8 protein-coding genes are annotated in these 10839 nt (G+C 45.2%); 5 read left to right on the forward strand and 3 right to left on the reverse strand.

Annotated features, from left to right (window positions below):
* The first annotated feature begins 192 nt into the window (after positions 1 to 192).
* On the forward strand, positions 193 to 1908 hold the full coding sequence (locus AC805_RS21095; RefSeq protein WP_055077227.1) for a glycosyltransferase family 39 protein: 1716 nt from the start codon (positions 193 to 195) through the stop codon (positions 1906 to 1908).
* Between the two features lie 347 nt (positions 1909 to 2255).
* Here AC805_RS21095 and AC805_RS21100 read toward each other — a convergent pair whose 3' ends face one another.
* A complete protein-coding gene (locus AC805_RS21100) occupies positions 2256 to 3062 on the reverse strand; it encodes a RibD family protein (RefSeq protein WP_055077228.1) in 807 nt (268 codons plus the stop codon).
* 398 nt (positions 3063 to 3460) lie between these two features.
* Positions 3461 to 4036, reverse strand: coding sequence for a hypothetical protein (locus AC805_RS26550; protein WP_197278812.1), 576 nt, complete (start codon positions 4034 to 4036; stop codon positions 3461 to 3463).
* Between the two features lie 51 nt (positions 4037 to 4087).
* Here AC805_RS26550 and AC805_RS25860 point away from each other — a divergent pair, with 51 nt between their 5' ends.
* The 3 genes from AC805_RS25860 (at position 4088) to AC805_RS21120 (ending at position 5968) form a co-directional block, all read left to right on the forward strand.
* Complete coding sequence (locus AC805_RS25860) at positions 4088 to 4264, forward strand: hypothetical protein (protein WP_156341515.1); 177 nt, start codon at positions 4088 to 4090, stop codon at positions 4262 to 4264.
* A 135-nt stretch (positions 4265 to 4399) separates the two neighbouring features.
* Positions 4400 to 4957, forward strand: a complete 558-nt coding sequence (locus AC805_RS21115; RefSeq protein ID WP_055077231.1) for a photosystem I assembly protein Ycf4 — start codon at positions 4400 to 4402, stop codon at positions 4955 to 4957.
* A gap of 225 nt (positions 4958 to 5182) precedes the next feature.
* The gene (locus tag AC805_RS21120) at positions 5183 to 5968 is read left to right on the forward strand and encodes a peptidylprolyl isomerase (protein WP_055077232.1); all 786 of its coding nucleotides are present in this window, start codon (positions 5183 to 5185) and stop codon (positions 5966 to 5968) included.
* A 351-nt stretch (positions 5969 to 6319) separates the two neighbouring features.
* Here AC805_RS21120 and AC805_RS21125 read toward each other — a convergent pair whose 3' ends face one another.
* Complete coding sequence (locus tag AC805_RS21125; RefSeq protein ID WP_055077233.1) at positions 6320 to 6691, reverse strand: hypothetical protein; 372 nt, start codon at positions 6689 to 6691, stop codon at positions 6320 to 6322.
* A 738-nt stretch (positions 6692 to 7429) separates the two neighbouring features.
* On the opposite strand from AC805_RS21125, the gene AC805_RS21130 reads away from it, so the two are divergent.
* Positions 7430 to 10579, forward strand: coding sequence for a DUF4347 domain-containing protein (locus AC805_RS21130; protein WP_055077234.1), 3150 nt, complete (start codon positions 7430 to 7432; stop codon positions 10577 to 10579).
* Positions 10580 to 10839 lie beyond the last annotated feature (260 nt).

The raw sequence follows: 10839 nt of genomic DNA on the forward strand, positions 1-10839 counted from the left end.
ATACCAATTCCCAAAAGTGTGGCTACACTTTTGGGAATTGAAAACTAAACCCAGTAAGGGTTTTAAAATCACAAAATGGCGTAGCCATTTTGTGATTTGGTATAACTATCTCAAATAATGCTATAGGGTTGAGGAAGCGCGTAACCATAAGGTGCACGCTTCTTCAAAATATTTATGACTGCTATACATTAAATGAAGGAATCCAGAGTGAAAATTCATAAGTGGGCGATCGCCATATTATTGTGGGGTTTCCTGTTTAGGGCTGTATGCGCTATCTATCTCAATATTGGTTTTGATGAGGCTTACTATTACCTCTATACCCAAAATCTCAACTTAAGTTATTTCGATCATCCACCCCTTGTTGCCCTTACTGCGGGGATCGGTCTATGGCTGAGTGGTGCGGTCACACCTTTTACTCTGAGGATTGGCGGAATTTTACTTTATACAGGAACGTTAATATTCTCTTATCTAGCGAGTAAAAAACTATTTGGGGAGCGCACAGCAACATTAACTCTGGCAATTCTCACCGCAATTCCGATCTTTCAGATTGCTTTTGGGATTCTCACCCTGCCCGATAATCCTTTGATGTTTTTCTGGGCAGCTTGTCTGTGGGTTGCTGCTGAGGAGTTCTTTCCTTCCGAGCATAGCGATCGATACCAACCGACCTATCGACTAGCGATTATTGGGTTATGTATAGGGCTTGCCTTTCTTGGTAAATATCATGGCTTGCTGCTGGGCGGCGGATTGGTGCTATTTTGTCTGCTTAGCCCTCGTCATCGTGGCGCATTGTTTTCAAAATGGACACTTGCCGCGATCGCTCTATTTGCGATCGCGATTTCTCCAGTTTTAATTTGGAATTCTCAACATGAATGGGCTTCATTTCGATTTCAAAGCCGCCGAGCCGTCCCCACCCAAGGCTATAACCTCGAACGATTATTGGTGACGATCCTCCTAGCGCTTGGCTATCTATTTCCATCCTTTGGGATTCCTCTATGGTGGACGAGCTTTCGTACCGCAGGAGAACTGTTACTGGGGAGTGGCTCCCCGATCGAGAAGGATGCGGATGCAATGGGTGTAGATGCAACGGACATAGCAACAGCTATAAAAGATGGAACTAAAGATGGAACTAAAGATGGAACTAATGAATCGACTGCATCAACGATCGCCGAAGATCTATTGCGAAAGAAAAGATTGCTCATTCTCTGCGTATCGATGCCGATTTTCTTTGGGTTCACCTTTATGGGCGGATTTATCCAAATTCTTCCTTCTTGGCATATGCCAGGATTTTTTGGGGCAACCCTTTTGCTAGGGGAAAGAGCCGCTCAGGTACAGTTAAAGCGTCCGCAATTTATTCGTAATTGGCTCTGGGGTTCGAGCATGGCAATTTTACCGCTATTGCTAGTGGGCTTACTGCATGTGCATTGGGGCATCGTTCAAAAAGGTGGGGACGCAGCGATCGCGGGAGGTTTTTGGGAGGCAAAGGACGATCCTTCAACGCAAATGATTGATATCGAGCAGCTACGGCAAGCCTTTGTAGATTCGCCTTTGAAAGCGGAATTGCAGAAAGCTGATTTTGTATTTAGCAATAACTTCTTTGTCGCGGGACAGGTGGGTATGGCGATCGAGCCATTGGGCAAAAAAGTTACCTGCTTCGATGAAGACCTGCGCGGATTTGCCTATTGGAGCAAGGCTGAAGATTTTGTTGGGAAGACCTCGCTTTACATTGCCTCAGAGCTATTTATGAAGGATGAGAAGTTCCCTCAGCCTCTAGATAAGTATAAAGATTACTTTCAATCGTTAGAAAAGATTGCCGACATTCCCATCAAGCGCGGTGGGCAAGCCGTACAGATATTCCCCGTCTATCGCGCATCCCCAATGCTCAAGCCCTATCCACGTCCCTATGGATAATACCAATTCCCAAAATGGCGTTGCCATTTTGGGAATCTCAAAATCTTACTGGGTTTGTTTTTTAATTCACTTTTGTCAATTATAGCTATCGCCAAGTCTAATAGGACATAAACCTCAAGAAGTGACTGGCGGCGCAAAGCGCCGCCAGTCACTTCTTGGGGTTTGATTTGTCCTAATTCAAGTAACTGTAGCTATAAGGCTCTTGCGGATAAAAAATGTCCCAGCAAAGTTATCTAGCTTCGACTGCGCTCAGCTAACGTTGGCTGAGCGTAGTCGAAGCCACAGGTACTTTAATTAATAGCAAGTCCCTAAGTTAAGAAATGGCTACGCCATTTCTTAACTTGGCATTACTTAGATGACAAGTTCAATTGATAGCGTAAAAACAGTTCTGAATCGTGGTGATAAAGCGATCGCAATTTGAGTTTTGGTAAATCACTCCCACCAAGCCCAAAGCCTGCGCCACCTAATACCGTCATATTATCCACACCGCCCACTAGGTGAGGCGATAAGGTCAAAAATAGCTCGTCAGCTAAGCCCTGCGAAACTAGCGAATAATTTAAACTGGGTCCCCCTTCCACTAAGAGCCGCTTTACCCCAAGCTGCTCGAACAGTCTGGATAGAACCAACTTGAGATCGATCTGGCGATCGCGGGTTGGAAATCGAAAAATTTGTGCCTTCTCCGTCAGCCAATCCGCAATCTTGGTATCCTCTCCCGTTAAGACAACGCGTAGGTCTTTACCCGCATCCCAAAAACGATGATCGCTCGGCAAATCACCTGAAGTACTAATCACTATGCCGAGGGGCTGGGGTTGGGGGAAATTTTTTTGACGTTCCTCGGCTAATTCGGGAGGAATGGTAGGAATGAAGGCATCATGGCGCAATGTCGTTCCACCCGCTAGCACGGCATCAAATTGCGATCGCAATCTTTTCATTAGTAGGCGATCGGGGCGCGATCCTAAACCTGTTAGTTGACCAGCATGGGTTGTGGCTTTCCCATCGACGCTAGACACCATATTAAAGACGATATAGGGACGCTTTAAAACCTGCTGGCGATCGCCTAAATTTTCACAATCAAAATCTATGCCTGTGGTAGGAAATCCCAATTCTTCAAAGTTATAGATGCGATCGTGAGAGGAAAATAAGCAATTGTACATAAGCTCTTGATAAAGCTCTTAATACCACTAAATAGCTATTCACGAGAGTGTTGTCACGCTTTCGTGAATTAAAAACTAAACCTCGTAATACCAAATCACAAAATGGCGTAGCCATTTTGTGATTTTAAAACTCTTACTGGGTTTGGTTTTCAATTCCCAAAAGTGTAGCCACACTTTTGGGAATTGGTATAAGGGGTTTCAAGTTAAGAAATGGCTACGCCATTTCTTAACTTGGTATAAGGCAAGTAAGTACCCCAGCATAATTAAAATCCAGATCTAAAACCTGTGGCGCACGCTGCGCGTGCGCCACAGGTTTTAGGGTTTTATATTTAATTAAGCCCACTTACTTAAAATCAGTGGGCGATTTTGCTTGCCTAAAAAACAAGGAACTTAAAAAATTATTGCTTAACCAATTTTACTGGCTGACCATCCGCCTGTAGTTCTTTGCCATCGGCAGAGAGAGTATAGGGAACCTTGGGAGCGGCTTGAGGTGGCTTTTCTCCATTTACTGTTTCCACTTGAGAAAAAGCCTTGCCATCTTCGATTGTAAATTTACCAACGGTCTTGATTTCTTGTACTTCGTCCTTAGTAGAAACTGCCTTGAGATTGGCTTCAAAAGAACCTTCAGGCTTGATCGTCCATTTACCTGTTACAGACTTAACGCCTTCTTTTTCAGCTTCAGCCAAAACTTTAGGATCTAAAACTACGTTATATTCCCCAGCAATTTTATCAAGGCTAGCAGGGGTTTTATTTGATGATGATTCGGTGGGCTTTGCGGAGGGAGATGCCGATGCGGAGGGAGATGCTGACGCGGAGGGAGATGCCGATGCAGAAGGAGATGCCGATGCAGCCGATTTTGTTTCAGTTGCGGTTGGTGCAGGGGGTTGCTGGCAGGATGACACGACCGCAACACAACTAACAGCGATCGCGGCAAGGATACTTTGCTTTAAGGAATAATTGAGTGATTTTTTCACGATTAATTTGGAGGTGTAATTGACGGTAAGTGACTTGAGTTACTCGATATTATGCAAGATACTCTACGCATTATTTCTTTAGCAAATCTTTTGCATCATAACCTATCGCCCGATCGCGATCGCGATCGACTTCTATCCATAAGTACTTATGCGAAAGTACTTATGCGAAATAAATTACCAAAGCCCGTAAAGTTGCGCCCCTGCGGGGCGCAACTTTACGGGCTTTAGTTTGTACAAAATAGTGTTGCCGCGCTCCACGCGGCAACACTATTTTGGTGGCAGATATACATTCGCTATGCTAGAGGCTGCAAGCCGCTATATACTGTTGTTTTCCCTAGTAATTTTGCAATATTATTTCAACCGATGGTAACTACACAATCTCAATCCAATGTTCTGCGATATGACATTGTTGGGTCACGACGCTTTAGTAACTATGGCTTTGCGGTTATTGTTGCCATAGGTGCGTCGGGATTTTTGCTCGCAGGTTTATCTAGTTTTTTAAAAATTAACTTATTGCCTATTTCCGAACCACTGCAATTAGAATTTGTGCCCCAAGGTCTGGCGCTTTCCTTTTATGGGGTCGCTGGAACTTTGCTGGAGCTATATCTGCTATACGTGATGGCGATCGATTATGGCAGTGGCTACAACGAGTTCGATCGCAATACTGGCAAAGTGAAAATTTTTCGGCGCGGGCGCAGTAAGAATAAAAATATTGAATTTACTTACAAGATCGCTGATGTCCAAGCAGTTCGTGTCGAAATTCGTAATGGGCTAAGCCCAAAGCGATCGCTATATTTGCGGGTAAAGGGCAAAGGCGATCTCCCCCTATCAGAAGTAGGTCAACCAATTGCTTTGGCTGCCCTCGAAGATCGAGCTGCCGAGATTGCTAAGTTTTTGTCTGTACCTTTAGAAGGTTTATAAAACCCAAGAGCCTGTGGCGCAGCGTGCGCCACAGGCTCTTGACTTGACTCTAGGTTTTTTATTATGCCTAATTCCTATTACAGCGATTATCGATCAAACGAATCACAAGGAAATTTTTGAAAACGTTGCTTCGCAACGTTTTCAAAAATTTCCTTGGTTTGGGTTTGAGTGCAAAGCGCTGTAAAACCTTACTAAAACCTTATCAAAATTATTCAAGGGATAAAAATGTTACGTTGGCTCCTTAGTTGTTTTTTAGCAGCAAGTTTATTAATCACTGGTTGTAGCAGCAGTAGTGGTGTTTCTGCTACTTCTTCTCAGACCTCATCTTCTAGCACCCCTTCTAGTACCACAGCTAGTAGCGCTCCCAAGTCGGCATCACCTTCGGCTAGCAATACGGATTCATCCGCTTCTCCTAAGCCTGCGGATAGCTCAGGGGATCCTGCCATCGCTAAGTATGTCCAGCTCAAGGGAACAGCCACAGTAGAGTTAAAACTAAAATCTGGAATCGTTAAAATTGACATTGATGGTGATAATGCCCCAGTGACCGCAGGGAATTTTATCGATCTGGTCAAACGTGGAGTCTATAACGGTTTGAATTTCCATCGGGTAGTTAAGGAGCCAACCCCCTTTGTGGTTCAAGGTGGCGATCCCCTTGGGAATGGTACGGGTAATTTTATCGATCCCGCCTCATCTCAGCCCCGTTATATTCCCTTAGAAATTTTGCCTGATGGGGCGAAACAGCCTGTCTATGGTGAAGTTTTACCCCCTACCAAAAAGCCCAAATTGCGCCACAATAAGGGCGCGATCGCGATGGCAAGATCTCAGTTTCCTAATTCCGCATCCTGTCAGTTTTATTTTGCCCTCGATGATATTTATTTCCTCGATGGTTCCTATGCGGTATTTGGCTACGTGACCGAAGGTATGGAACTAGTTGAGAAAATTCAAGTCGGCGATCGCATTGAGTCGATCGCGATCACTAAAGGTGCTGAAAATCTCAAACAACCCACCTAATCATACCAATTCACGAAAGTGTGACAACACTTTTGTGAATTAAACATCAAACCCAGTAAGGTTTTGAGATTCCCAAAATGGCGTTGCCATTTTGGGAATTGGTATCAAACGTGATTTCGGGATAATTTGAAACGAGATTTGAGAAAGGGTTTGCGTAGCCAACCCTTTCTCAAATCCCAAAAGCAAAAGCCTTGCTCCGCAAGGCTTTTGCTTTTGGGATTTTGGAATTTACCAGCTTAACCCGAACTGACGTTAAGAAATGGCTACGCCGTTTCTTAGCTTGGTATAGTCGATATTTCGAGTTTGTTACAAAAAAGAGGGAGATGCATTGCGTCTCCCTCTTTTTTGCGTTTATCTGACACGAATGATTCTCTTCTCGATGATGTATTGCTCTCCTCGATCGTTGTTACATGGCAGTCCGTAACCATTGGCACGGTTACTATAAATTACCGTGGGAGAATTAATCCTATTCCAAGAATTACCGTAGTAAGAAGGGGACGAAGGATAGACTTCTTTGACAATAACTGACCCATTATTATGCCAATTATGGTATTCGTAGCGTTCTTGATAATAGGGAACAGAGTTGTAGCCAGAATAATAGGTATGAGAATGATAGGAAGGACTCGCTCCCAGCCTAATATTGATCGATACATCTGCCATGGCTGAGGATACCCATGTCCCCATTGCTCCGAGAGAAGCGATCGCTGCTATTAATAATTTCATCGGTTTATGCTCCTTGAGATTTAACAACACAATGTAGAAGCCACCTATCTTCTACTTTATCTCAAACCTTATAGTCCTAGCCAGTTTTTTGAGCCAGTTTTTTTGAGCTATAGCTGCCGCCAGTTTTGTTATAGCTACATTCACTTGAATTAGGACAAATCAAACCCCAAGAATTGAGTGGCGGCGCGAAGCGCCGCCACTCAATTCTTGGGGTTTATGTCCTAGTACATTTGGCGATAGCTATAGGACAAAATCAAAACCCCAAAGAGAGTTGCCGCGCTCCGCGCGGCAACTCTCTTTGGGGTTTTATGTCCTGATACGGTTGGCGGCAGCTATATAGTACCAACCAATTTAAGCGGTTAAGCATAATTAAAAAACCAAACCTAGAAGAGCGTACTGCCCGCTACGCGGACGGTACGCTCTTCTAGGTTTTAAGGTTACTTATGCCTAGCTACTTAATAGTATTAAATCCTATTAAGATAATGGAGCTTTACTGGAGTCTAAATGACCTTAACTATTGTTAATATATAAAATTTTGTTGACATATTAATGATATATGTCCTATTGATTTTACCAAATTTATCAATTGCAACCATAAAACCTTTACTGTATATACAGTAAGCACTTTGGCTTATATATGGCTTTTAGCTATACCCAGCCACTTAAATATCAGGATTTATATTAAAATTTTATAGTAGTCTATAGACTTAAGAATATAGATTCTCAATATATAAGCCCATGAAATTCTTGATCGAGGTCTTAAAGAGAGGAGCCATCCTAGCGATCGCTACTGCTACAGTTCAGATTTTCAGCGCAGCCCCCACGAAGGCACAGGGAATTGTCCCCGCAGCAGATGGAACGGGAACATTAGTCCTGCCCAATGGGAAAACGATTGACATAACAGGGGGAACGCAAGCGGGAGCCAACCTCTTTCATAGCTTCCAAGAATTCGGCTTAAGCCAAGGACAAATCGCCAACTTCATCAGCCAACCGAGTGTCCAAAATATCCTGAGTCGAGTCGTAGGTGGGAACCCATCGATAATTAACGGACTGATCCAAGTAACAGGAAGTAACGCCAACCTCTATATCATTAACCCATCGGGCATCGTCTTCGGAGCAAACGCGAGTCTAAACGTCCCTGCCGCCTTCACCGCCAGCACCGCCACAGGGATTCAGGTTGGGAATGGATGGTTCGGGATTAATAGCAGCCTCGCAGAGATCAAAACTCTCGTCGGAACACCCAACGCCTTCGCCTTTACGGGTAGCTCTACTCCCATCCCCACGGGAGAGACAAAAGGAGCGATCGTCAATCAAGGGAACCTCACCGTAGGGAATGGGAACAGCATCACCCTCGCGGGAGGAATCGTAATTAACACAGGAACGATAGAGGCTCCCAATGGCAAAATTAACATCACCGCCACCCCCGATGGAAAATACGTAAAGATCACTCCCGAAGGAAGTTTGTTGAGTCTGGATTTACCCATCGCCGACCAACAAACCGTAGGGAACAGCAGACCGATTGAAGGATTGGATCTATCGCAATTGCTAACAGGATCGGCAATCAACGCACCGACTCAAGCGGGAAGTGCCGCGATCAGCGGAAATCTAAGCGCCAAAGGAATAGACCTACTCGCCGATCGCTATGACAGCAGCCAAGCGAACCTAAACGCCCCTAATATCCAGCAGGGATGGAACGTCGTATTTATCGATAGTGCTGTCAAAGACTACCAAACCCTCATTGATGGAACCAAAGGCGGAAGCAGAATCAGCGTCATCGCCAGCAGTCAAGGCATCCAGCAAGTGACGGATACCCTTGCCAGCATCACGGGAGCGAATAGCCTGCATATCGTATCGGAAGGCAATGCAGGGAACTTCTGGCTCGGCAAAGACTTTGTGAACAGCAGCGACATCGCCAACTATGCCGCCGAACTGCAATCATGGGGCAAAGCGCTCTCGCCATCCGCGATCGTGTTGCTCTATGCCTGTAACCTTGCCAAAGGACAGGATGGAGCCGCTTTTGTGCAGTCGATTAAAGGATTGACAGGGCATGAGGTTGCCGCTTCCAGCGATCGCACGGGAAGTGCTGCCTCAGGCGGCAACTGGAATTTGGAATATCAGACAGGCGGAAGCCCAGCCGCGATCGCCTTTGATAGTAAGGCAACAAATGTCTACCAATATGCGTTGGCAACAAATACGGTAACGAATGTGAGTGATAGCGGCACGGGGTCGCTACGCGATGCAATTGCGACCGCCTTGAATGGCGACGCGATCGCCTTTGCACCTAACATCAATGGACAGATCATTTACCTGACCAGCGGCGGGCTTAACATTGCTAACAGCCTCGCGATTAATGGAAATGGCAAGACAAATACGGTTATTGATGGGAGTTTAAATGGAAACAACGGAATTTTCTCCATCACTGGTTCTCCTACTGTCTCCTTCAACGATTTGACTATTCAGAATGGCAAGTCTAATGGAGGTGCTGCTATTTTCAGCAATGGTGGCACGATAAATATTAGCAACAGTTACCTGAATGGCAATTTTGCTCAAAATGGTGGGGCTATTTTAAGCAATGGGGGCACGGTAAATATTAGCAACAGCAATCTGTCTGGCAATAATGCTACTCTTGGCGGTGCTATTTACAGCGTTAACACCATACTAAATATTACCAACAGCACCCTGTCTGGCAATAATGCTGATGTGGGTGGTGCGATTGTTGCTCAAGGTGGCGCACTAAATATTAGCAATAGCACCCTGTCTGGTAATTATGGTCAATCTGGTGCTGGGGCTATTTACGTCTTTGCCCCAACATCCATCAGCAATAGTACCCTAGCTGGCAATTCTACGGGTGGTTATGGTGGGGCTATTTACAACAATGGTTCCACCTTGGATATTACTAACAGTACCCTGTCTGGCAATTCTGCTGGTTTTTATGGTGGGGCTATTTTCATGTATGGCACAGCATCAATAATCAATAGCACTCTGTCTGGCAATTCTGCTGTATTTGGCGGTGGTGCTATCTTTAATGTTGGCGGTACGTTAACAGTTAACAGCAGTACGATTAGCAATAACTCAGCCAATTCATCAACTGCTCAACTTTACAATACTGGTGGTGGTATCCTCAACTACTTTGGCACGGTCAGCCTTGCCAATACGATCGTCGCCGCCAACTTCGATACCAAAAATAATTCAGGAACGGGAACGCTTAGCCCCGATGTATGGGGCGCGTTTGTCGATAATGGCAACAATCTCATCGGTGATACTACAGGCAGTACGGGCTTCACGACCAGCACACTCTTGGGCAATGCCAGCAACCGCCTCGATCCGCAACTTTTACCCCTCAGCAACTATGGCGGCAGTACACAAACCCAATTACCTAAGCCCACTAGCCCCGTCATCAATGCAGGAAATAATGTAACCGCAACCACAGACCAAAGAGGCTACAGCCGCATTGTGGGAGGAACGGTTGACATCGGCGCAGTAGAAATTCAGGGCTATACCATCTCGCCTGTAAACGGCAACAATGGCTTTCAGCTTACGGAAAACAATTCCAATACGCCAATTCCGAATATTCCCATCACGGTTACCGTTACTTCTTCTTCAGGAGAAACGACATCCTACACCACCACTACCGATGCCTCAGGCATCGCGAGTTTGCAATCCTTGCCAACTAGTCTAGGCACTTTTACGATTAGCGGCGCGATCGCCTCCAAGGCTCCCGTTACATCCAATCCCATCACGATTACCAACGCTTTCTTGTCAACAAACACCTACAAAGCGCCAAGGCAGGATGCCGCAGATAAGAAAGTTGATGGGCATCATACTGATTGTTCGCAAAATTCCAGTGGAATTCTCGATCAAAAATGTCTTACCACTATCTCTAAATAATGGTGAGCTAGTTTGCGATCGTCCGCGAATGAATTGCAACCAATTCCCAGCGCCTTCAAATAAACATATTCTTAGAACCCATTTAAGAATTGTCTAGATCCCCCTCAATTCCCCTTGACCCCATTTAAGAATTGTCTAGATCCCCCCCAGCCCCCCTTAAAAAGGGGGGAGAATTTTCTTCTTCCCCCTTTTTAAGGGGGATTGAGGGGGATCTAACCCTTGAAATGCAGACAGATATACCTGCCACCTTAATTTAGAAG

The organism is Pseudanabaena sp. 'Roaring Creek' (genome assembly GCF_001402795.1).
Lineage (GTDB): Bacteria > Cyanobacteriota > Cyanobacteriia > Pseudanabaenales > Pseudanabaenaceae > Pseudanabaena.